Source organism: Streptomyces enissocaesilis (assembly GCF_039533765.1).
Lineage (GTDB): Bacteria > Actinomycetota > Actinomycetes > Streptomycetales > Streptomycetaceae > Streptomyces > Streptomyces enissocaesilis.
This window is the reverse complement of record NZ_BAAAUD010000051.1, coordinates 1-20801: the sequence shown is the minus strand read 5'-3', so window position 1 is coordinate 20801 and position 20801 is coordinate 1. Positions and strand designations below refer to the sequence as shown.

Genomic DNA, 20801 nt, shown 5'->3' with positions numbered 1-20801 from the left:
GTGCAGGAATTCACGAGGGGGTGCGGAACGGGGCGTTTCTCACTCCCAGCGGAAGAAACGGGCGGCCGCGCCCAGTCCCAGGACCGCCCACGCCGCGAGGATGCCGAGGCCGCCCCACGGAACGGCCGCGCCGTGCTGGAGCACGTCGCGCAGGCCGTCCGACAGCGCCGAGATCGGCAGCAGGCCGAGGACCGGTCGGACCGCGTCCGGGAACTTGTCGAGCGGAACGATCACACCGCCGCCCACCAGCAGCAGCAGGAAGACCAGGTTGGCGGCGGCCAGTGTCGCCTCGGCCCTGAGCGTGCCGGCCATCAGCAGGCCGAGGCCGGAGAAGGCCGCCGTGCCGAGGACGAGGAGGAGGAACACGGCGAACGGGCTGCCGTGCGGGGACCAGCCGAGGCCGAAGGCGATCGCGGTGAGGAGGACCACCTGGAGGACCTCGGTGACGAGTACCGACAGGGTCTTCGCCGTCATCAGCGCCCAGCGGGGCAGCGGGGAGGTGCCCAGCAGCTTGAGCACGCCGTACCGGCGCTCGAAGCCGGTCGCGATCGCCTGCCCGGTGAATGCGGTGGACATGACGGCGAGCGCGAGGACGCCGGGGGCCAGGAAGTCGACGGCCTCGCCCGTACCTGTGTCGATGATGTCGACGGACGAGAACAGCACCAGCAGCAGCGCCGGGATGACCACCGTCAGCAGCAGCTGTTCGCCGTTGCGCAGCAGCATCTTCGTCTCGAGGACGGTCTGCGCCGCGATCATCCGGGGCAGCGGGGCCGCCCCGGGGCGCGGTGTGTACGTACCGATGCTCATGAACGGAGGTCCTTACCGGTCAGCTCGAGAAAGACGTCCTCCAGGGAGTGCCGCTCGACGGAGATGCCGCTGGGCATCACGCCGTGCTGGGCGCACCAGGAGGTGACGGTGGCCAGCAGCTGGGGGTCGACCTTGCCGGTGATCCGGTACGTCCCGGGCGTCAGCTCGGCCGCCAGGGTGTCCACGGGCAGCGCCTTGAGCAGGGACGCGACGTCGAGCCCGGGGCGCCCGGTGAAGCGCAGCGTGTTCTCCGCGCTGCCGCGGCACAGCTCCTCGGGGCTGCCCTGGGCGATGACCCGGCCCGCGTCGATGATCGCGACGTCGTCGGCGAGCTGTTCGGCCTCGTCCATGAAGTGGGTGGTGAGGACGGTGCTGACTCCGTCCTCGCGGAGCTCGCCGACGAGGTCCCAGGTGGACCGGCGGGCCTGCGGGTCCAGACCGGCGGTCGGCTCGTCGAGGAAGACCAGTTCGGGGCGGCCGACGACGGCCATCGCCAGGGCGAGCCGCTGCTGCTGTCCGCCGGAGAGCCGCCGGTACGTCGTACGGCCGCAACCGCCGAGCCCGAGGCGCTCGATCAGCGCGTCGACGTCCAGCGGGTGGGCGTGCAGGGCGGCCATGTGGCGCAGCATCTCGTCGGCCCTGGCGCCCGAGTACACGCCGCCGGACTGGAGCATCACCCCGATCCGGGGACGCAGCCGCGCCGCGTCGGCGACCGGGTCGAGGCCGAGGACGCGTACGGTCCCGGCGTCCGGCCTGCGGTAGCCCTCGCAGGTCTCGACCGTGGTGGTCTTCCCGGCTCCGTTGGGGCCCAGGACGGCGGTGACGGTGCCCGCGCGGACCTCCAGATCGAGGCCGTCGACCGCGGTCTTGGTTCCGTACCGCTTGACCAGTCCTGTGACCTGGACGACGGGCTCGCTTCTCATGACGTGAAGTCTAAGGAGGGGGCCAGGTCCCGCTGCGAGGGGCTCCGGAGCACCCGCTCTGACCAGGCGTTCAGCGCCCCGGTGCCACCGCGCGGCCGAGGCCGGACTGATCATTTCCGCAGGTCAGGTTAGGTGTACCTAAGTGATGCACCCCACCGGAGCTTGATCAGGACGTGGGTTGTCACCCTCCTCCGAATTACGCAACAATGGCGTTGTGAAAAACGTGGGCGAGGCTCCGCAGGAGGAACTCGCGACCGGTGAGCGCTCCACGCGCAACCGGATCGCGCGGTCCGTCCTGGACCACGGCCCGTCCACCGCCGCCGATCTCGCGAAGCGCCTCGGCCTCACCCAGGCCGCCGTCCGCCGTCACCTCGATTCGCTCGTCGCCGAGAACGTCGTCGAGCCCCGCGAGCAGCGCGTCTACGGCGCCAGGACCCGGGGCAGGCCCGCGAAGGTGTTCGCACTCACCGACTGCGGCAGGGACGCCTTCGACCAGTCCTACGACAAGCTCGCCGCCGACGCGCTGCACTGGATCTCCCAGGCGGCGGGCGGCGGCGAAAAGGGTGAGGCGGCGGTCACCGCCTTCGCCCGCGCGCGGTTCGCCGCCCAGGCCGGGGCGTACCGCGAGGCGGTCGGGGCGGCTGCCCCCGAGGAGCGGACCGAGGCGCTTGCCAGGGCCTTGTCGGACGACGGGTACGCTGCCACGGCGCGCAGCGCACCGGTCGGAGAGCAGCTCTGCCAGCACCACTGCCCGGTCGCCCATGTCGCCGAGCAGTATCCGCAGCTGTGCGAGGCGGAGACCGAGTTCTTCTCCGAACTCCTCGGGACGCATGTGCAGCGTCTGGCCACCATCGCCCACGGCGACGGGGTCTGCACGACGTTCATTCCGCGTAGCGGCACAGCACAGACCACTCATTCAGCATCTGCAAGTACGGCCGGGAGGAACCCCGCATGACTCTCCCCACGGAGACTGCCCACCCCGAACTCGAGGGCCTGGGTACGTACGAATTCGGCTGGGCCGACTCCGACGCGGCCGGCGCCGCCGCCAAGCGCGGCCTCTCCGAGGACGTCGTACGCGACATCTCGGCGAAGAAGAACGAGCCGGAGTGGATGCTGAAGCTGCGGCTCAAGGGCCTCAAGCTGTTCGGCAAGAAGCCCATGCCGAGCTGGGGCTCCGACCTGTCGGGCATCGACTTCGACAACATCAAGTACTTCGTGCGGTCCACCGAGAAGCAGGCCGAGTCCTGGGAGGACCTGCCGGAGGACATCAAGAACACGTACGACAAGCTCGGCATCCCCGAGGCGGAGAAGCAGCGCCTGGTCGCCGGTGTCGCCGCGCAGTACGAGTCCGAAGTGGTCTACCACCAGATCAACGAGGAGCTCGAGAAGCAGGGTGTCATCTTCATGGACACCGACACCGCGCTGAAGGAGCACCCGGAGCTCTTCCAGGAGTACTTCGGCACGGTCATCCCGGTCGGCGACAACAAGTTCGCGTCGCTGAACTCGGCCGTGTGGTCCGGCGGATCGTTCATCTACGTACCCAAGGGTGTGCACGTCGACATCCCGCTCCAGGCCTACTTCCGCATCAACACGGAGAACATGGGCCAGTTCGAGCGGACGCTGATCATCGTCGACGAGGACGCCTACGTCCACTACGTCGAGGGCTGCACCGCCCCGATCTACTCCTCCGACTCGCTGCACAGCGCGGTCGTCGAGATCATCGTGAAGAAGGGCGGCCGCTGCCGCTACACGACGATCCAGAACTGGTCGAACAACGTCTACAACCTGGTCACCAAGCGCGCCGTGGCGTACGAGGGCGCGACCATGGAGTGGGTCGACGGCAACATCGGCTCCAAGGTGACGATGAAGTACCCGGCCGTCTACCTGATGGGCGAGCACGCCAAGGGCGAGACCCTGTCGATCGCCTTCGCGGGCGAGGGCCAGCACCAGGACGCCGGCGCCAAGATGGTCCACATGGCGCCGAACACCTCCTCCAACATCGTCTCCAAGTCGGTGGCGCGAGGCGGTGGCCGCACCTCCTACCGCGGTCTGATCGAGATCGGCGAGGGGGCCCCGGGCTCCAAGTCGAACGTGCTCTGCGACGCGCTGCTCGTCGACACGATCTCCCGCTCGGACACGTACCCGTACGTCGACGTGCGCGAGGACGACGTGTCCATGGGCCACGAGGCGACCGTCTCCAAGGTCTCCGAGGACCAGCTCTTCTACCTGATGAGCCGCGGCATGACCGAGTTCGAGGCCATGGCGATGATCGTGCGCGGCTTCGTCGAGCCGATCGCCAAGGAGCTGCCCATGGAGTACGCCCTGGAGCTCAACCGGCTGATCGAGCTCCAGATGGAGGGTTCGGTCGGCTGAGGCCCCGTACCCCCCCCGCAGCGACTTACCTCACGACCCAGAGAGAGAGCACTACGACAGCCATGGCTGAGGCTCAGAACGCCCCCAAGGACCTTCGGCAAGCTACGGTCCAGGGGGGACCCCCACCGGTGGGCTCCACCACCGCCGGCTCGATCGCGGTGGCCGCCGAGTCCACCGTCGCCACGCGCATGAGTGCGCCTCCGTCGTACGACGTGGCGGCCTTCCCCGTCCCGCACGGCCGCGAGGAGGAGTGGCGGTTCACCCCGCTGGAGCGCCTGCGCGGACTGCACGACGGGACCGCGGTCGCCGACGGCGGCATCCGCGTCGAGGTGACCACCCCCGCGGGCGTCACCCAGGAGACGGTGGACCGTGACGACCCGCGTCTGGGCAGGGCCGGCAAGCCGGTGGACCGGGTCGCCGCCCAGGCGTACTCGTCGTTCGAGAAGGCCTCGGTCGTGACCGTCCCCAAGGACACGGTCCTCGACGAGCCGATCCGCATCGCCGTGCACGGCGAGGGCGGGACCGTCTTCTCCCACCAGGTCGTGGAGCTGGGCGCCTTCGCCGAGGCTGTCGTCGTCATCGACCACACCGGTGACGCCGTGCTCGCCGCCAACGTCGACTACGTCCTCGGCGACGGCGCGAAGCTGACCGTCGTGACCGTCCAGGACTGGGACGACACGGCCGTGCACGTCGCGCAGCACAACGCGCTGATCGGCCGCGACGCCTCGTTCAAGTCGGTCGTGGTGACCTTCGGCGGCGACGTGGTACGTCTCCACCCGCGCGTGAGCTACGCCGGCACCGGCGGCGAGGCCGAGCTGTTCGGCCTGTACTTCACCGACCGGGGCCAGCACCAGGAGCACCGCCTCCTCGTCGACCACAACGTGCCGCACTGCAAGTCGAACGTCGTGTACAAGGGCGCGCTCCAGGGCGAGGGCGCCCATGCCGTGTGGATCGGTGACGTCCTCATCGAGGCCGCCGCCGAGGGCACCGACACGTACGAGATGAACCGCAACCTCGTCCTCACGGACGGCGCGCGCGTCGACTCGGTCCCCAACCTGGAGATCGAGACCGGCGAGATCGTCGGCGCCGGCCACGCCTCGGCGACCGGCCGCTTCGACGACGAGCAGCTCTTCTACCTCATGTCGCGCGGCATCCCGGCCGGTGAGGCCCGCCGTCTCGTCGTCCGCGGCTTCTTCGCGGAGCTCGTCCAGCAGATCGGTCTGCCCGACGTCGAGGAGCGCCTCCTCGCCAAGATCGACGCGGAGCTGGAGGCGTCCGTCTGATGGCCTTCGTCAAAGCCTGTGCGCTGAGTGAGCTGGAGGGCGACACCCCGAAACGGGTGGAGCTCGACGGCACGCCGGTGTCCGTCGTCCGCACCGAGGGCGAGGTGTTCGCGATCCACGACATCTGCTCGCACGCGAACGTCTCCCTCTCGGAGGGCGAGGTGGAGGACTGCATGATCGAGTGCTGGCTGCACGGATCGAGCTTCGACCTCCGCACCGGCAAGCCCTCCGGCCTTCCCGCGACGCGCCCCGTCCCCGTATACCCCGTCAAGATCGAAGGGGACGATGTGCTCGTCTCCGTCACCCAGGAGTCCTGAGACACCCATGGCAACGCTTGAAATCCGCGACCTGCACGTTTCCGTCGAGGCCGACCACTCCACCAAGGAGATCCTCAAGGGCGTCGACCTGACCGTGAAGCAGGGCGAGACCCACGCCATCATGGGCCCCAACGGCTCCGGCAAGTCCACCCTCGCGTACTCGATCGCCGGTCACCCCAAGTACACGATCACCAGCGGCACCGTCACGCTCGACGGCGAGGACGTCCTGGAGATGTCCGTCGACGAGCGCGCCCGCGCCGGCATGTTCCTCGCCATGCAGTACCCGGTCGAGGTCCCCGGCGTCTCGGTCTCCAACTTCCTGCGTACGTCGGCGACGGCGATCCGCGGCGAGGCCCCCAAGCTGCGCACCTGGGTGAAGGAGGTCAAGTCCGCGATGGAGCAGCTCCAGATGGACCCGGCCTTCGCCGAGCGCAACGTCAACGAGGGCTTCTCCGGCGGCGAGAAGAAGCGCCACGAGATCCTCCAGCTGGAGCTCCTCAAGCCGAAGATCGCGATCCTCGACGAGACCGACTCCGGCCTCGACGTCGACGCCCTGCGCCAGGTCTCCGAGGGCGTCAACCGCGTCCACGCGAGCGGCGAGGTCGGCACGCTGCTGATCACGCACTACACGCGCATCCTGCGCTACATCAAGCCGGACTTCGTGCACGTCTTCGCCAAGGGCAGGATCGTCGCGTCCGGCGGTCCGGAGCTCGCCGACGAGCTCGAGGCCGAGGGCTACGAGAAGTACACGAAGGGTGGCCCCGTGAGCGGGGCGAACTCGGAGGAGGACGTCGCGTGACACAGCTGCCGGGCCTTCTCGACACCGAGGCGATCCGCAAGGACTTCCCGATCCTGGATCGCACGATCCACGACGGGAAGAAGATCGTTTACCTGGACAACGCGGCGACTTCGCAGAAGCCGCGCCAGGTCCTCGACGCGCTGAACGCGTACTACGAGCAGAGCAACGCCAACGTCCACCGCGGCGTCCACGTGCTCGCCGAGGAGGCCACGGCGCTGTACGAGGGCGCCCGCGACAAGGTCGCCGCCTTCATCAACGCGCCGAGCCGCGACGAGGTCATCTTCACCAAGAACGCCTCGGAGTCGCTCAACCTCGTGGCGAACATGCTGGGCTGGGCCGACGAGCCCTACCGCGTGGACGCCGAGACCGAGATCGTCATCACGGAGATGGAGCACCACTCCAACATCGTGCCGTGGCAGCTGCTCTCGCAGCGCACGGGCGCGAAGCTGAAGTGGTTCGGCATCACCGACGACGGCCGCCTCGACCTGTCGGACATCGACGAGATCATCACCGAGAAGACGAAGATCGTCTCCTTCACGCTGGTCTCGAACATCATGGGCACGGTCAACCCGGTCGAGGCGATCATCCGCCGCGCCCAGGAGGTCGGCGCGCTGGTCTGCATCGACGCCTCGCAGGCCGCGCCGCACATGGCGCTCGACGTGCAGGCGCTCCAGGCCGACTTCGTGGCCTTCACCGGACACAAGATGGTCGGCCCGACCGGCATCGGCGTGCTCTGGGGCCGCCAGGAGCTCCTTGAGGACCTTCCGCCGTTCCTGGGCGGCGGCGAGATGATCGAGACCGTGTCGATGAGCTCGTCGACGTACGCTCCGGCTCCGCACAAGTTCGAGGCGGGTACGCCCCCGATCGCCCAGGCCGTCGGCCTCGGCGCGGCCGTGGACTACCTCACCGCGATCGGCATGGACAAGATCGCCGCGCACGAGCACGCGATCACCGAGTACGCGATCAAGCGGCTCAAGGAGGTCGAGGGCCTGCGGATCATCGGCCCGGCGACGGCCGAGGACCGCGGGGCGACGATCTCCTTCACGCTCGGCGACATCCACCCGCACGACGTGGGCCAGGTACTCGACGAGCTGGGCATCGCGGTCCGGGTCGGACACCACTGCGCGCGGCCCGTCTGCCTGCGGTACGGAATTCCTGCGACCACGCGAGCGTCGTTCTATCTGTACTCCACGCCGGCCGAGGTCGATGCCCTCGTCGAAGGCCTGGAGCACGTCCGGAACTTCTTCGGCTGAGGGCTGGGACCGTGAAGCTTGATTCGATGTACCAGGAAGTCATCCTGGACCACTACAAGCACCCGCACGGGCGGGGCTTGCGGGACGGCGACGCCGAGGTGCACCACGTCAATCCGACGTGCGGCGACGAGATCACGCTCCGCGTGAAGTACGACGGTGACACCGTCGAGGACGTCTCGTACGAGGGCCAGGGCTGCTCCATCAGCCAGGCCAGCGCCTCCGTGCTGAACGAGCTGCTGGTCGGCAAGGAGCTGGCCGACGCGCAGAGGATCCAGGCGGCCTTCCTGGAGCTGATGCAGTCCAAGGGCCAGATCGAGCCGGACGACGCGATGGAGGAGGTGCTGGAGGACGCGGTCGCGTTCGCCGGTGTCTCGAAGTACCCGGCGCGTGTGAAGTGTGCTCTGCTGAGCTGGATGGCATGGAAGGACGCGACGGCCCAGGCACTGGGCGAGAGCGCCGAGAGGAAGACCGCATGAGCGAGAACGCGACACCCACCGCTGCGACATCCGCCGAGACCGGGACCGAGGTCGTGACGACCGCCCCGGCCACCGAGGAGGAGGTCCGCGAGGCGCTGTACGACGTGGTCGACCCGGAGCTGGGCATCGACGTCGTCAACCTCGGCCTGATCTACGGGGTCCACATCGACGACTCGAACATCGCCACGCTCGACATGACGCTGACGTCCGCGGCCTGCCCGCTGACCGACGTCATCGAGGACCAGGCGAAGTCGGCGACCGAGGGCATCGTCAGCGAGCTGAAGATCAACTGGGTCTGGATGCCGCCGTGGGGTCCGGACAAGATCACGGACGACGGCCGCGAGCAGCTTCGCGCGCTCGGCTTCAACGTCTGAGAGCGGTACAGCAGCAGTACACAGGGCGAGAGGCCCCCGGCGGACTCCGCCGGGGGCCTCTCGGCGTGCTGCCGGAAGCGGCCGGGCGGAGTCGTCGGTCCGCCGCGGCCCCGGCGAGGACCGGGGCCAGGTCCTCCTTGCGGATGCGCCGGCCGACGTAGAGCAGACCGGTCACCGGCTGGGGGAAAGGGGTGGCGACGGTCTGGCTGACGGCGCTGCCCGGCAGGACGGACACCAGGTACGTGCCCATCGGGGCGATGACCTCCGTGACACCGGGTTCGGGGCCGAGGCCCGCCGTGCCGGGCATGCTCGACATCGCGCCGATGACCGTGAGCGGGAACGGGACGATGCAGCCCGCGGCCACGGCGATGGTCCAGGCCGGCATGGTGATGCCGGAGATCCGCCACCAGGAGCCCTTCACCAGGAGGGCCGAGCGGCGCAGCGCGGCGACGGGGAGCCCGCCCGGCGGCCGAGGACTCCGGGACGGGGCGGAGCCGGGCCCCCCGCGAGCCGACGCCCACGGGTCTTCCGGAGGCGTCGGCGCCCGGCATCCGGGACCGGTTCGCCTCGGCGTGCCGGTCCCGGTTAGCGTTCGGGCATGACCGATACGACTGCTACTCGCACCACCGGCGCCGTCGCCGCCGGCCTCGCCACCATCGCCGCGGACGGTACCGTCCTCGACACCTGGTTCCCCGCCCCCGAGCTCGTCGCCGAGCCCGGCCCCGCCGGCACCGAGCGCCTCACCGCCGAGCGCGCCGCCGAACTGCTCGGCGCCGCCGCGCCGAAGGCCGCAGGCCCCGACGCCCGCCGCGGCGTGGAGGTCGTCGCCGTCCGTACGGTCATCGCCTCGCTCGACGACAAGCCGCTGGACGCCCACGACGCGTACCTGCGCCTCCACCTCCTCTCGCACCGCCTGGTCCAGCCGCACGGCCAGAACCTGGACGGCGTCTTCGGCCTCCTCGCCAATGTCGCCTGGACCTCGCTCGGCCCGGTCGCCGTCGACCAGCTGGAGACGGTACGGCTGAACGCCCGCGCCGAGGGCCTGCACCTCCAGGTCACCTCGGTCGACAAGTTCCCGCGCATGACGGACTACGTCGCCCCCAAGGGCGTCCGCATCGCCGACGCCGACCGCGTCCGTCTCGGCGCGCACCTCGCCTCCGGAACCACCGTCATGCACGAGGGCTTCGTGAACTTCAACGCCGGCACGCTCGGCACCTCCATGGTCGAGGGCCGCATCTCGGCCGGCGTCGTCGTCGGCGACGGCTCCGACATCGGCGGCGGCGCGTCCACCATGGGCACCCTCTCGGGCGGCGGCAACGTCCGCATCACCATCGGCGAGCGCTGCCTGGTCGGCGCCGAGGCGGGCGTCGGCATCGCGCTCGGCGACGAGTGCGTCGTCGAGGCGGGCCTGTACGTGACGGCGGGCACCCGCGTCACGATGCCCGACGGCCAGGTCGTCAAGGCCCGCGAGCTGTCCGGCGCGAGCAACATCCTCTTCCGCCGCAACTCGGTGACCGGCACCGTCGAGGCCCGCCCGAACAACGCGGTCTGGGGCGGCCTGAACGACGTACTGCACAGCCACAACTGATCACCGGCGGCCATGACCTGCGGCCGCCCCTTCGACCGACACTCCGACCCGCTGCCGAGCTGTCGCCGGCTGTCGACGCCGGTCACCATCGAGCGCCCTTCCGCGTCCCCAGGACGGCCCGGGAGGGCGCTCGTGCGTGGAGTACCGCATGAGGAGTCCGGCCGGGGCCGGTGCCGGCCGCTGTGGTCCCCCGTCATGACGACCGGGCAGGGGTGCTCGTGATCGCCCCCCTGTCGGGCGCCGTCGACGTCAGTCATGGATGTTTCGAACCGGTGCGAGAGGTGAGGGGACCGGCGGACACCCGATGGCGAGTGGCCTGCGTGAGACTCGTTCGCCGAGGGCGGAGAACCCTGGGCTTCGCGGCACGGGGCTGCTCCTGTCGAGGCGCGCGGGCCCGGGGCACCTCCGGGCCGACCGCGTCCGTGTAGGCCGTACTCGCCGCCGTGAACCGCACTCTGACGGGTGAACCCGCGTGACTTCCGGGCCGTTCGGGTGGATAAGCAGGTCGGCACATTGGACGAAGAGTCACAAGAGTGACAAGAGTTACGGCGAAGGAGCGGTATGAAGGAGCGGCAGGTACGGGCGCTGGCCCGGTGGATCACCGGATGCGGTGCGGTACTCATGGCGGTGGGGCTGCCCGCCGGGGCGGCGCACGCCGACGAGACGCACAACAACTCGCACAACGCACCCCGCGTGATGCTCTTCTCCACCGGCCAGATCGACGACCCGGCGGAGGACGTGCTGGAGCACGCCGCCATCCTCGGGCGGACCTACGTCTGGGACTGACCTGCACCCGGGGCCGGTCCGGTCCTGTCGGTTCCGCGCATTCCGAGAGTTCCCCGTACGCCGTGAGCAGCCCGTCGACCGTGGTCAGGTCGGCGGGCCGCAGCGGTTCCCTGACCGGGCCCGCCGGCAGGCCGCCCGGCCTCCGGCTTCTCCCCGGCCTGGTCTCCGGCCTCTCCCGGCCTCAGAGGGCGAGCCTGAACCCCTCGTGGCTGCGCGAGAATCCGAGCGAGGTGTAGAAGCGGTGCGCGTCGCCGCGCCGCTTGTGGCTGGTGAGCTGGACCAGCGTGCAGCCACGCTCGCGGGCCCGCTCGACGGCCCGCGTGATGAGCTCACGCCCGAGCCCCTCCCCGCGCCGGTCCGCCCTGATCCGTACCGCCTCGACGAGGACCCGCTCGTCGCCGTGCCTGCCGAGGCCCGGTATGTACGTCGCCTGGAGGCAGCCCAGCACCGTGCCGGACCCGTCGGTCAGCACCAGCATTTCGTTGCGGCTGTCGCTGTCGATCGCCGCGAAAGCCTGCTCGTGCACCGCGTCGACGACGACGGACGCCGGGTCGACGGCCTTCTCCTCGTCGGCGAGGAGGACCAGGACGGCGGGCAGGTCCTGGCGGGTGGCGGTGCGGAAGATCATGGCCCGGATTCTGGCACAGCCGTAGTGGGCGGTTCGCTTGACCTCGACCAGACTTCAGGTTTCAGCATGGTGGGCACGAGGACGCGCCCCGGTGGTGCGTCGGACGAGGAGGAGCCACCATGTCCGTGCGGAACATGCGGAACGTACAGGTCGACACGCTTCCCCGGGTGGGGCGGCCGGACGTCGGCGTCGTCATGTCCAGTACCTGGCGGGTCGGTACGCCCGAGCGGCAGCGGGCCGCCGTCGAGGCCATCGCCGAGGCGTGGCAGAGCCGGCCCTGGCCGGACGCCGGGCTGCTCTCGTACAGCGTCTACGTCGGAGAGGACGGCGACACGCTGCTGCACTACTCGCAGTGGCGCGGCATGGAGGACTACCGGGAGTTCTTCCGTACCTCCAGGGACGACCGCAACGCCGCGGTCGACGCGGCCGTGCCCGGGATCGAGCGGGCCGGGCTCCACGCGTACGAGTTGTACCGGAGCACGCCGCTCGCGCCCGGCGCCGGGGAGCGCGAGCCGGGAGCCGTCGTGATCGTCGACGTCGAGTTCGACGGGCCCGACGAGGCCCGGCAACGGGACTGGATCGACACCGTCTTCGAGGCGCTCCGCACCGATCAGGGCCTCCACCCCGGCGGAATCGCCGGTCACTTCCACGTGAGTACGGACGGGACGCGCGTGCTCAACTACGCGGAGTGGGAGAGCGTCGAGGCGCACATCGAGGCGCTGGGCGGGCCCGTCGGAGTGGGTTCGGTGACGCCGCAGTGGCGGAAGGTGCACGGCTACCCGGGTGTGACGGGCGGCGGGGTGAAGCGGTACACGCCCGCGCTCAGCCTGAGCGCGGGCGGGTAGGAGGCTTCCCGGGACTACGGGCGGAAGCGGATGACCTGGGGGTCGTGGTCGCTGTTCTGCTCGGCGAACTCCGCGTTGATGTGGACGCTGTCGTAGCTGAACCTCCCGATCGACGGGCTGGTCAGGATCTGGTCCAGCACCTGGCTGTTGCCCTGGAAGACGTACGAGTAACGCTCCGGGCGGGGCAGCGACTCGACCGCCGGGTAGAGCGCGCCGTCCGCCGTCAGCGCCTTCGTCGTCGCCGAGAACTCGAAGTCGTTGATGTCGCCGAGGACGAGCACGTCGGCGTCGCGCTGCGCCTTCAGGATGTCCTTGACGAAGGCGTTCACCGACTGCGCCTGCTCCAGCCGCTTGGCCTCCGACTTGCGCACCGGCGGCTGGTGGTGCGAGGTCAGGCCCTCGTCGCCGCCCTTCGAGCCGAAGTGGTTGGCGATCACGAAGACCGTACGGCCGCGGAAGGTGAACTCGCCGGCGAGCGGCTTGCGGCTGTTCTCCCAGGCCGCGTTCGCCGGGTCGATCCGGCCGGGGGAGTGGGTCAGGGCCGCGCGGCCCCTCTCCCGTACGACACCGGTCGCGGTGGTGGCGTCGCCGGCCCCGCGGTCGGTGAAGGAGACCCGCTCGGGGTTGAAGAGGAAGACCTGGCGGATGTTGCCGCCGGGCTCGCCGCCGTCCTTGTTGTCGACCGGGTCGACCGTGCGCCACGCGTAGGCCGGGCCGCCGGCCGCCGCGATCGCCGCCGTGAACTTCTCCAGCGTCTCCCCGGCGGAGACCGTGCCGTCGTTCTTCGCTCCGTTGTCGTCCTGGATCTCCTCCAGGGCGAGGATGTCGGGCGAGGCGAGGTTGTCCACGACCGCCGCCGCCAGCGCGTCGAACTTCTCCTGCGGGTCGCCGGGGTCCAGGTTCTCGACGTTGTACGTCGCCACCGCCAGCTCGCCGCGGCGCTGCGGCCGGGTCGACTCGCGCTCCAGGCCGCGGTCGGTGACCGTGCCGAGGGTGCGGGCCGTGAGCGTGTAGCCGCCGTACTGGTTGAAGTCCAGGGGCCCTTCGGTCGTGCCCGACAGCACGTCCCCGACGTTCGCCTCGGGGAACGGCTGCTGGGAGACCGGCGCGAGCTGCTGGATCTGGAGCCGGCCGGTGTTCTGGGAGGTGTACGAGCCGTACACCGCGCCGCCGCGCCGGTTGTCGTTCTCCCCGGGCTTCACCGTGACCCACAGCTCCGCGTGCGGGTCGGTCGCGCCGACCACGCGCGACGACCCGATGCGGATGCTGGTGCCCTCCAGCGACTCGTAGTAGTCGAGGGCGTACGCCGACGGGTCCAGCGGCAGCGCGTTGATGCTGCCGCCCGCCGCCGGGTCGCCTTCGGGGGCGTACGCGGAAGGAACGGACTTCGCCGAGACGGTGACCGGAGCGGGCAGCGCGTTGCCCGAGGAGACGACGGTCACGACCGGCTTGGAGATCTGGGTGAGCGACTGGTTGCCGGACGAGGTGCCGCCGGGGACGTACTCGCCGACCGTGCCCGACACCTTGACGGCGTCGCCGACGGCGACGGTCGGCGCGGAGCCGGTGAAGACGAAGACGCCCTCGCTGGTGGCGGCGTCGGCGTCGGCCTGCGGGTCCTGGAACCAGAAGCCCTTCGAGCCGTACGTCCGCACACCCGTGACGATGCCGGACACGTCGGTGACCCGCTGCCCCACGAGCGGGGATATCCGGGTGGTGCCCTGGATGTCGTGGATCCGTACCTCCGCGGTGGCGGACGCGGACGCGTTGGCGGAGGCGGAGGCGGACGCGGAGGTCGAGCCTGCCAGCAGTCCGCCCGCCAGTGCGGTGGCTACGACGGCCGCGACTGCGGCGGATCTCGGGAGGGAGGAGGAACGGGCTGTCATCACGTGGCTCCGGGTGCGAGGGAGGAGGGGGCCGATCGAAGTTCTACGCGCGTCAATCTCTTGCGTGGGCCCGGGGGTTGTCAAGGGGCTCAGGATGTACGGATCTTGACGGGTACATGAACCCGGTGGCATGGGGGCAAATACGTCTACGCTGGGGGCCGCCCGACCCGCATGCGCCCAAGGAGAACCCCCAGATGTCCGGAGAACGCCCCACCCTGCCGCCGGCGCGGCTCCACTCCGACGCAGAGCTGGCGCGTGAGGCGCTCACCTCGCCCCTGCTCGCGCGCGCCGCACGGCTCGCCCGGTGGGCGGGGCCCGCGACCCGGGTCGGCGCGGGTGGTGAACTCGCCGACGAGCAGCTGCCCGAGGCCGCCGAGCACCTCGGCCTCGCCGCCGACGAGGACGGTGCGGCCGAGGCGAGCGAGGCCTGGCGGCTCGCCGTCGATACGGGACTTGTCGACGTGACAGACCCCGCTGAGGGCGCCGATGGCTCCGAGGGCGACTCCGGGGCCACCGGAACCGCCGCGGCCGGCGAGAACCTGGCGCTGCTCACCTCCGGGAGCCCCCAGGACGTACTCGCCGTCTGGCTCGACGCCTTCGACGCCGTCTTCGCCGACGCCACCGCGCCCGTCCTGGACGACCTCGCCGGGATCGTCGACGAGGACGGGCAGATCGACTTCGAGGCGCTGGAGTGGGACCCGGAGGCGGAGGCCGAGTTCCTGGAGGGCGTACTCGGCAACCTGTATCTGCTGACCGTCTCCGAGGGTGTGGCGGACGGGCCGGTGCCGCTGCCCGCGCTCGCCGCCTCGATGATCGTGCCCGACGACATGGGCGAGCCCACCGACGACGTACTGGAGCAGGTGTCGGACGCGATGATGCGCCTCGACGACCAGTTCAGGGTGCTGGAGCCGATCGGCCTCGTCGCCTACCGGCCGGTCGACGAGGCGCTGATGGCGGAGGAGGGCGCGGAGCCCGAGCCGCCCGTCGACGACGAGGACGTCTCCCGGTACGGAATGGTCGCGCTCACCCCGCTCGGTCTGTACGGGGTACGGGCCCGCATGCTCGAAGCGGGCGTCGACGCGCCCGCCGTCGGCGATCTCACCGAAAAGGGCGCGGAGGCGCTGCTCGACGGCATCGCCTACTTCCCCGAGGCCGCGGCCGGCGCCGAGACCCAGCTGTGGCTCGCCCGCCGCGGACCGGCAGAGGCGGCACGGGAGCTGCTCGCCGCCGCGCGCGGCGCCGACGCCGGCGCGCCGCTGCGCAGGCTCCGCAGCCAGCAGGCACTGTCGCTGGTCGGCCCGGAGGCGGAGGGCGCGGTCCGCGAGGTGCTCGACGACGCGGAACTGGGCGGCCTGGCCCGGGTCTGGCTCGCCGAGTACGGCGCTTCGGACGTGCCGCCGCCGCCCGAGACGATGATCTTCTGGCTCGCGATCGACACCATCGCCGCGCAGCTGGACGCGGACGGCGAACCGGACGAGCTCCAGGGGCTGGTGGCGGGTCTGACCGGCCGGCACAGCGGCTTCTTCGACGCGGCCTGGCGGGTGGAGCACCCGGCGACGGCGGACGTCCTGGAGGCGATGGGGCGGCTGCACCCGGACAAGAAGGCGGCGAAGGAGGCGCGGAAGGCGGCGTTCAAGGCGAGGTCGCGCCGGGCGGGTTGAGGGGGCGACGGGTTTGCGGGTGACGGGTCGGGGTGCGGCGTGCGGGGCCCTGCGGGGCTGTTCCCCTGCCCGTCCCTTCCCGAAACTGGGGCAGGCCCCCAGGTCCCCGGACGCCCTTCGGGCGTGTCCTCAAGCGCCGGACGGGCTGAAGGTTGCCGCAACGCGGCAAACTCAGCCCCTCCGGCGCTTGAGGAGCGGGGTCTGGNGGACCCCCGGCCGGGGAAGGGGCGGACAGGGGAAAGCCCCGCAGGGTCGCCCCCGGGCCCCCGGGCCCCCGCCCCCCCGCCGACCTCAAGTCCGCAAGTACGAAGCACCGTTCAGGTCCAGCACCGCCCCCGAAGACCACTCCGCACCCGGCGACGCCAGCCACACCACCGCGCCCGCGATCTCCTCCGCCGACGCCACCCGCCCGAACGGGCTCTGCGCCCGGATCGCCTCGCCCTCCGCGCCGTTCAACCGGTCCGCCACCCGCTCCGTCTCGAAGAACCCCGGTGCGACGGACGCCACCCCGATGCCGTACGGCGCGAGGGAGACCGCCAGCGACTGGCCGAGCGCGTGGACCGCGGCCTTCGTCGCCCCGTACGCCGGGTGGTCCGGCTCCCCGCGGAAGGCGCCGCGCGAGCCGATGCTGACGATCCGGCCCCCCGTGCCCTGGTCGATCATGCGGCGGGCCGCGAGATGGCTGAGGTTGGCCGTGGCGAGCAGGTTGACGGCCACGTGGCGCTGCCACACCGCCGCCCACTCGTCGTACGGCGTCTCGGTGAGGGGGTGGCGTTCGTTGACGGCGGCGTTGTTCACCAGGACGTCGATGCCGCCGAGCCCCTCCGCCGCCAGGTCCGCCACGGCGGCCGCGCCCGCCGGGTCGGACAGGTCGCCGCCCACCAGCACGTGGCCCGTACCGGCGAGTCCTTCGAGGGTCCGCTCGGCGTCCTCGCGCCGGGAGCCGTAGTGGACCGCGACGCGGTCGCCGCCCGCCGCGAAGGCGTGGGCGACGGCGCGGCCGAGACCGCGCGACGCGCCGCTGACGAGTACGCGGCGGCCGGAAGGGGGAGCTTGCGGGGGCACGTGCATGACGGTGGCCTCTCGGACGTCGGACGCTGTTCAGCCCTCGTTTATACGCGCGCGGAAGCCTGGGGCCGAAAGCACGTGCCCCTCACGGGCCTCAGGAGGTACGCATGACGATCACCCGCAGGGACTTCGCCAGACGCTCCGCGCTCACGGGCGCCTCGGTCGCGCTCGTCGGCAGCGTCGGCGCGCTCGCCACCGCCCCCGGGGCCCTCGCCGCCGACGACCCGGCGGAGAGCGGGGGCGCCGGCGACGAGGCCGGAAAGGGCGGGCACGGCCCCGGCTACGGGCCGCTCGTCCCCGACCCCGAGGGCGTCGTCGCCCTGCCCGCGGGTTTCTCGTACCGGATCATCACGCACTCCGGTGTCACCAGGCTGGAGTCCGGCGAGTACACGCCGTCGAACCACGACGGCACCGCGGCCTTCGAGGGGCCGCGCGGTGTGACGCTCCTCGTCAACAACCACGAGCTCAAGGGCGTGCGCTCCCAGTGGAAGCACCCGGTGCCGCTCGCCGAGGGCCTGGTGTACGACCCGGCCGCGTCCGGCGGCTGCACGGTCGTCGAGGTGCACCGCGGCGGCGAGGTCGCCGAGTGGGTCGGCATCGCGGGGACCTCGACCAACTGCGCGGGCGGGCGCACCAGTTGGGGCACCTGGCTGACCTGTGAGGAGAACTCCGACCGGGCCGGCGAGAACGGCATGACCAAGGACCACGGCTACGTCTTCGAGGTCGACCCCCACGACCGCCGCGCGAACCTCCACCCCCGGCCCGTCAAGGCGTTCGGCCGCTTCGACCACGAGGCCGTCGTCATCGATCCCCGGCGCGGCCACGCCTACCTCACCGAGGACGCCTCGACCCCCAACGGGCTGCTCTTCCGCTGGGTCCCGCCGCACGGCTTCACGCACGGTCGCGGGCAGCTCCGCGAACTCGCCGACGACGCGGGCACCCTCCAGGCCACCAGGTGCTTCGACTCCGGCGGCCGGTTCGTCGACGACCTGTCGCGCGCCACGCGCATCGGCACGGTCTACGGCGTCGACTGGATCGACGTGCCCGACCGGGACGGCAGGACGGTCCCGGTGCGCGAGCAGTTCGACGACGGGGACATCACGCGCGCCCGGAAGCTGGAGGGCATGTGGTGGACCGACGGCGGTGCGTACATCGTGTCGTCGTACGCCCGTGACGAGAGCCCGGGGGAGCCGCACGACGGGCAGGTGTGGTTCTACGATCCCAGGCGCCGCACGCTCACGCTGAAGGTGCTGCTCGGTACGGGCGGGCGGTTCGACGGCCCCGACAACATCACCGTCTCGCCGTACGGCGGCCTGGTCGTCGCCGAGGACGGCGACGGCGGCCAGCACCTCTTCGGCGCCACGGAGAGCGGCCGTACGTACCCGATCGCCCGCAACGAGCTCAACGTGGGGAGCGAGGCCGAGCCCGAGTTCAGCGAGTTCGCCGGGGTCGTCTTCTCGCCCGACGGGAAGACGCTCTACGCCAGTATCCAGAAGCCGGGCATCCTGCTCGCCATCACCGGTCCGTGGCGGCGCCGTCGCCCTCGCTGACCGCGAGGAGCCCGGCCAGGTCCTCCTCGTGCTCGCGGACCAGGCCGGCCGCCGGTTCCTGTTCCCACCACGGCACGGGGGCGGCCCGCTCCGCGCACCAGGCGAGGGCCTCGGGCATGCTCGGCCGGTCCGCGGGGGCGGCGGCCAGGCAGCGGGCGAGGAAGCCGGGCCACTCGGTCCCCGGCACGCCGAGGAGGTCGGGGGCGTCGTGCAGGGTCCGGTGGGTCACCTGCTCGGGGCTGCCCGACCCGAACGGGTTGCGCCCCGTGCTGGACAGCGCGAGGAGCGCCCCCAGCGCGAACACGTCGGCGGGCGTGTCCGCCCGGCTGCCCGGCGTCAGCTCCTCGGGGGCGACGAACCCGAGGAAACCGGAACCGGCCGGGTTCAGCCCGGCGGAGCGGCCGACCGTACCGAAGTCGACGATCTTCGGGCCCCGGCGGGTGATCAGGACGTGGGCGGGCTTGAGGTCGAGGAGGGCGGGCCCCGCGCCGTGGACGGCGGACAGGGCCACGGCGAGCGCCGAGCCGAACGTGCCGAGGTCCGCGGGGCCCAGGGGGCCGACCGTGGTGATGGCCTCGACGACCGGTGGCCCCACGCAGAACTCGGCGGCCAGCCAGGGCCGCTGGTCCTCCGGGCCGGCGTCGAGCACCGTCGCGGTGAAGGGGCCTTTGACGCGGAGGGCGGCGGCGGCCTCGCGGCGGAACCGCTCGCGAAAGCGCGGGGCGGCGGTCAGGTGCTCGTGGACGGTCTTGAGGGCGACCAGCCGCCCGGCGGGGTCCCGCGCCAGGTGGACACGGCCCGTACCGCCCTCTGCGATCAGGGAGACGGTGCGGTACTCCGCGCGCTCGGCCATGCCGTGGTCCCTCCCGGTCGTACGGTCCCGGTCGTCCGGTCCGTCCAGTGTCCCGTGGTGACGACCGCGGTCGTGATCGCCACCTCGGTCGTGACCAGTGTCCCGGACACCGTCTGCGACGCGTACGGGGGCCGGTCGGTTGCCGCGGCTTCGCGGCCGGCCCCGCAGGGGCTGCCCGTCACCGTCGCGGCCGTCGCGGACGGCGGGGCGTGAACCCCGGCGCCAGGGCGTGCGACCCGCGTACGGGGCCCGGTCGGCGGAGAACATTCCGGCCCACTCCCGGAATCTCGCTGGGTGCCGGGCCGGTCACACTCCGTCCGGAACACCAGGTCGGCACGTGTCCGCCGACCCGGTACCGGATGCCCCCGGGTGAAGTGATCATGGACGGGCATGGCGTGGCAGCCTCCCGGGGCGCATACTCTCAACTAATGACAAAGTCAGCCGGAGCCCGGCGCTACCTGCCGTCCAGTCCCTTCAACGTCCCGGCCGCGGACGCCCCCCCGATCGAGGTTTTCGAGGTGGGCGACCGGGTCTCGCATGATCAGTTCGGACTCGGGAGGGTCATCGCAGTCGAAGGTGATGCAGCCGTTCTCATCGACTTCGCGGGGCGGCAAGGCCGCATCCTGAGTCCCTTCACCAAACTGACCAAGCTCTAGTCCCTCCGGCGCGCGAGCGTCAGAGGGCCTGGGCTGCCGGCTTGACCATGCCGCGAACGGTGCGACTCTTCACGAAGTCGCCCATCGCGGTCATTTCCCATTCTCCTGAGAACTGCTTGATCAGCTTCGCCATCATCACCCCCGTCTGCGGCTCGGCGCCCGTCAGGTCGAAGCGGACCAGTTCCTCACCGGTCGCCGCGTCCAGCAGACGGCAGTAGGCCTTGGCCACGTCGGTGAACTTCTGTCCCGTGAAGGAGTTCACCGTGAACACCAGGCCCGTCGCCTCCGCGGGAATGCGGCCGAGGTCGACGGTGATCACCTCGTCGTCGCCCGCGCCCTCGCCGGTCAGGTTGTCCCCGGAGTGCTTGACGGCGCCGTTCAGGATCGACAGCTTGCCGAAGTAGCAGCTGTCCAGGTGCTTGCGGTTCCCGTCGTAGGCGATGACGGACGCGTCGAGGTCGATGTCCTTGCCCCGGAACGCCGGCTCCCAGCCGAGGCCCATCTTGACCTGGGACAGCAGCGGCTTGCCGGCCTTGACCAGGGAGACCGTCTGATTCTTCTGGAGGCTGACCCGGCCCTTGTCGAGGTTGATCTTGCCGCTCGCGGCGGGGGCCGGGGCGGCGAGCGGGGCGGCGGGAGCCGCAGGGGCCGCGGGGGCGGCCGCGATCCTCGGGTCGG

23 protein-coding genes are annotated in these 20801 nt (G+C 71.2%); 15 read left to right on the top strand and 8 right to left on the bottom strand.

Annotated elements, in window-relative coordinates; all coding sequences use genetic code 11:
• Nucleotides 1-39 precede the first annotated feature (39 nt).
• Entirely contained in the window at nucleotides 40-807 is a 768-nt protein-coding gene (locus tag ABD374_RS25935) for an ABC transporter permease (protein WP_344498030.1), read from the bottom strand.
• Nucleotides 804-1730 carry an ABC transporter ATP-binding protein gene (locus tag ABD374_RS25930; RefSeq protein ID WP_344498029.1) on the bottom strand — a complete coding sequence of 309 codons (927 nt, stop codon included), beginning with the start codon at nucleotides 1728-1730 and terminating at the stop codon, nucleotides 804-806. Before ABD374_RS25930 ends, ABD374_RS25935 begins: the two co-directional genes overlap by 4 nt.
• Before the next feature lie 214 nt (nucleotides 1731-1944).
• Between ABD374_RS25930 and ABD374_RS25925 the strand changes: the two genes are divergently transcribed.
• The 8 genes from ABD374_RS25925 to ABD374_RS25890 all read left to right on the top strand — a co-directional run bounded on the left by ABD374_RS25925 (nucleotide 1945) and on the right by ABD374_RS25890 (nucleotide 8605).
• A complete protein-coding gene (locus tag ABD374_RS25925) occupies nucleotides 1945-2685 on the top strand; it encodes a helix-turn-helix transcriptional regulator (RefSeq protein WP_344498028.1) in 741 nt (246 codons plus the stop codon).
• Nucleotides 2682-4103 (top strand): Fe-S cluster assembly protein SufB, encoded by a 1422-nt coding sequence (gene sufB / locus ABD374_RS25920; RefSeq protein WP_093801406.1) that lies wholly within the window; start codon nucleotides 2682-2684, stop codon nucleotides 4101-4103. Before ABD374_RS25925 ends, sufB begins: the two co-directional genes overlap by 4 nt.
• Before the next feature lie 62 nt (nucleotides 4104-4165).
• On the top strand, nucleotides 4166-5386 hold the full coding sequence (gene sufD, locus ABD374_RS25915) for a Fe-S cluster assembly protein SufD (protein WP_344498027.1): 1221 nt from the start codon (nucleotides 4166-4168) through the stop codon (nucleotides 5384-5386).
• On the top strand, nucleotides 5386-5703 hold the full coding sequence (locus ABD374_RS25910) for a non-heme iron oxygenase ferredoxin subunit (RefSeq protein WP_344498026.1): 318 nt from the start codon (nucleotides 5386-5388) through the stop codon (nucleotides 5701-5703). Before sufD ends, ABD374_RS25910 begins: the two co-directional genes overlap by 1 nt.
• Before the next feature lie 7 nt (nucleotides 5704-5710).
• Nucleotides 5711-6502 carry a Fe-S cluster assembly ATPase SufC gene (gene sufC / locus ABD374_RS25905; RefSeq protein ID WP_344498025.1) on the top strand — a complete coding sequence of 264 codons (792 nt, stop codon included), beginning with the start codon at nucleotides 5711-5713 and terminating at the stop codon, nucleotides 6500-6502.
• Nucleotides 6499-7755 carry a cysteine desulfurase gene (locus ABD374_RS25900; RefSeq protein ID WP_344498024.1) on the top strand — a complete coding sequence of 419 codons (1257 nt, stop codon included), beginning with the start codon at nucleotides 6499-6501 and terminating at the stop codon, nucleotides 7753-7755. Before sufC ends, ABD374_RS25900 begins: the two co-directional genes overlap by 4 nt.
• A gap of 11 nt (nucleotides 7756-7766) precedes the next feature.
• Nucleotides 7767-8231 (top strand): Fe-S cluster assembly sulfur transfer protein SufU, encoded by a 465-nt coding sequence (gene sufU / locus ABD374_RS25895; RefSeq protein ID WP_344498023.1) that lies wholly within the window; start codon nucleotides 7767-7769, stop codon nucleotides 8229-8231.
• Nucleotides 8228-8605: a metal-sulfur cluster assembly factor gene (locus tag ABD374_RS25890; protein WP_344498022.1), complete on the top strand. Its 378-nt coding sequence runs from the start codon at nucleotides 8228-8230 to the stop codon at nucleotides 8603-8605. The genes sufU and ABD374_RS25890 overlap by 4 nt, the downstream gene beginning before the upstream one ends.
• Here the strand turns inward: ABD374_RS25890 and ABD374_RS25885 are convergent.
• Nucleotides 8595-9026 (bottom strand): hypothetical protein, encoded by a 432-nt coding sequence (locus ABD374_RS25885; protein ID WP_344498021.1) that lies wholly within the window; start codon nucleotides 9024-9026, stop codon nucleotides 8595-8597. The genes ABD374_RS25890 and ABD374_RS25885 overlap by 11 nt on opposite strands.
• A 177-nt stretch (nucleotides 9027-9203) precedes the next feature.
• Between ABD374_RS25885 and dapD the strand changes: the two genes are divergently transcribed.
• Together dapD and ABD374_RS25875 are read left to right on the top strand one after the other, a co-directional pair.
• The gene (gene dapD / locus ABD374_RS25880) at nucleotides 9204-10193 is read left to right on the top strand and encodes a 2,3,4,5-tetrahydropyridine-2,6-dicarboxylate N-succinyltransferase (RefSeq protein WP_344498020.1); all 990 of its coding nucleotides are present in this window, start codon (nucleotides 9204-9206) and stop codon (nucleotides 10191-10193) included.
• 561 nt (nucleotides 10194-10754) lie between these two features.
• Complete coding sequence (locus ABD374_RS25875) at nucleotides 10755-10979, top strand: hypothetical protein (RefSeq protein ID WP_344498019.1); 225 nt, start codon at nucleotides 10755-10757, stop codon at nucleotides 10977-10979.
• 181 nt (nucleotides 10980-11160) lie between these two features.
• Here ABD374_RS25875 and ABD374_RS25865 read toward each other — a convergent pair whose 3' ends face one another.
• Nucleotides 11161-11607 (bottom strand): GNAT family N-acetyltransferase, encoded by a 447-nt coding sequence (locus ABD374_RS25865; protein WP_344498018.1) that lies wholly within the window; start codon nucleotides 11605-11607, stop codon nucleotides 11161-11163.
• A gap of 119 nt (nucleotides 11608-11726) precedes the next feature.
• Between ABD374_RS25865 and ABD374_RS25860 the strand changes: the two genes are divergently transcribed.
• Nucleotides 11727-12452 (top strand): antibiotic biosynthesis monooxygenase, encoded by a 726-nt coding sequence (locus ABD374_RS25860; protein ID WP_344498017.1) that lies wholly within the window; start codon nucleotides 11727-11729, stop codon nucleotides 12450-12452.
• Between the two features lie 14 nt (nucleotides 12453-12466).
• Here ABD374_RS25860 and ABD374_RS25855 read toward each other — a convergent pair whose 3' ends face one another.
• The gene (locus ABD374_RS25855; RefSeq protein ID WP_344498016.1) at nucleotides 12467-14335 is read right to left on the bottom strand and encodes an endonuclease/exonuclease/phosphatase family protein; all 1869 of its coding nucleotides are present in this window, start codon (nucleotides 14333-14335) and stop codon (nucleotides 12467-12469) included.
• 194 nt (nucleotides 14336-14529) lie between these two features.
• On the opposite strand from ABD374_RS25855, the gene ABD374_RS25850 reads away from it, so the two are divergent.
• Nucleotides 14530-15996 (top strand): hypothetical protein, encoded by a 1467-nt coding sequence (locus tag ABD374_RS25850; protein ID WP_344498015.1) that lies wholly within the window; start codon nucleotides 14530-14532, stop codon nucleotides 15994-15996.
• 291 nt (nucleotides 15997-16287) lie between these two features.
• Here ABD374_RS25850 and ABD374_RS25845 read toward each other — a convergent pair whose 3' ends face one another.
• Entirely contained in the window at nucleotides 16288-17061 is a 774-nt protein-coding gene (locus ABD374_RS25845) for an SDR family NAD(P)-dependent oxidoreductase (RefSeq protein ID WP_425577352.1), read from the bottom strand.
• 110 nt (nucleotides 17062-17171) lie between these two features.
• Between ABD374_RS25845 and ABD374_RS25840 the strand changes: the two genes are divergently transcribed.
• A complete protein-coding gene (locus ABD374_RS25840) occupies nucleotides 17172-18614 on the top strand; it encodes an alkaline phosphatase PhoX (RefSeq protein ID WP_344498013.1) in 1443 nt (480 codons plus the stop codon).
• On the opposite strand, the gene ABD374_RS25835 is transcribed toward ABD374_RS25840, so the two are convergent.
• Nucleotides 18580-19467: a protein kinase domain-containing protein gene (locus ABD374_RS25835; protein ID WP_344498012.1), complete on the bottom strand. Its 888-nt coding sequence runs from the start codon at nucleotides 19465-19467 to the stop codon at nucleotides 18580-18582. The two genes, ABD374_RS25840 and ABD374_RS25835, sit on opposite strands and share 35 nt — an antisense overlap.
• A gap of 57 nt (nucleotides 19468-19524) precedes the next feature.
• Between ABD374_RS25835 and ABD374_RS25830 the strand changes: the two genes are divergently transcribed.
• Nucleotides 19525-19680, top strand: coding sequence for a hypothetical protein (locus tag ABD374_RS25830; RefSeq protein ID WP_344498011.1), 156 nt, complete (start codon nucleotides 19525-19527; stop codon nucleotides 19678-19680).
• A 215-nt stretch (nucleotides 19681-19895) separates the two neighbouring features.
• The gene (locus ABD374_RS25825; protein WP_214899643.1) at nucleotides 19896-20123 is read left to right on the top strand and encodes a hypothetical protein; all 228 of its coding nucleotides are present in this window, start codon (nucleotides 19896-19898) and stop codon (nucleotides 20121-20123) included.
• 19 nt (nucleotides 20124-20142) lie between these two features.
• On the opposite strand, the gene ABD374_RS25820 is transcribed toward ABD374_RS25825, so the two are convergent.
• Nucleotides 20143-20801: TerD family protein (locus ABD374_RS25820; RefSeq protein ID WP_344498010.1), on the bottom strand; the 659-nt coding region annotated here is incomplete at its 5' end.

Bases quoted from the DNA above. Each gene is read 5' to 3' on its own strand.
- ABD374_RS25935 (WP_344498030.1), bottom strand. From the start codon at position 807: ATGAGCATCGGTACGTACACACCGCGCCCCGGGGCGGCCCCGCTGCCC.
- ABD374_RS25930 (WP_344498029.1), bottom strand. From the start codon at position 1,730: ATGAGAAGCGAGCCCGTCGTCCAGGTCACAGGACTGGTCAAGCGGTAC.
- sufB (WP_093801406.1), top strand. From the start codon at position 2,682: ATGACTCTCCCCACGGAGACTGCCCACCCCGAACTCGAGGGCCTGGGT.
- sufD (WP_344498027.1), top strand. From the start codon at position 4,166: ATGGCTGAGGCTCAGAACGCCCCCAAGGACCTTCGGCAAGCTACGGTC.
- ABD374_RS25910 (WP_344498026.1), top strand. From the start codon at position 5,386: ATGGCCTTCGTCAAAGCCTGTGCGCTGAGTGAGCTGGAGGGCGACACC.
- sufC (WP_344498025.1), top strand. From the start codon at position 5,711: ATGGCAACGCTTGAAATCCGCGACCTGCACGTTTCCGTCGAGGCCGAC.
- ABD374_RS25890 (WP_344498022.1), top strand. From the start codon at position 8,228: ATGAGCGAGAACGCGACACCCACCGCTGCGACATCCGCCGAGACCGGG.
- dapD (WP_344498020.1), top strand. From the start codon at position 9,204: ATGACCGATACGACTGCTACTCGCACCACCGGCGCCGTCGCCGCCGGC.
- ABD374_RS25875 (WP_344498019.1), top strand. From the start codon at position 10,755: ATGAAGGAGCGGCAGGTACGGGCGCTGGCCCGGTGGATCACCGGATGC.
- ABD374_RS25865 (WP_344498018.1), bottom strand. From the start codon at position 11,607: ATGATCTTCCGCACCGCCACCCGCCAGGACCTGCCCGCCGTCCTGGTC.
- ABD374_RS25860 (WP_344498017.1), top strand. From the start codon at position 11,727: ATGTCCGTGCGGAACATGCGGAACGTACAGGTCGACACGCTTCCCCGG.
- ABD374_RS25855 (WP_344498016.1), bottom strand. From the start codon at position 14,335: ATGACAGCCCGTTCCTCCTCCCTCCCGAGATCCGCCGCAGTCGCGGCC.
- ABD374_RS25850 (WP_344498015.1), top strand. From the start codon at position 14,530: ATGTCCGGAGAACGCCCCACCCTGCCGCCGGCGCGGCTCCACTCCGAC.
- ABD374_RS25840 (WP_344498013.1), top strand. From the start codon at position 17,172: ATGACGATCACCCGCAGGGACTTCGCCAGACGCTCCGCGCTCACGGGC.
- ABD374_RS25835 (WP_344498012.1), bottom strand. From the start codon at position 19,467: ATGGCCGAGCGCGCGGAGTACCGCACCGTCTCCCTGATCGCAGAGGGC.
- ABD374_RS25825 (WP_214899643.1), top strand. From the start codon at position 19,896: ATGACAAAGTCAGCCGGAGCCCGGCGCTACCTGCCGTCCAGTCCCTTC.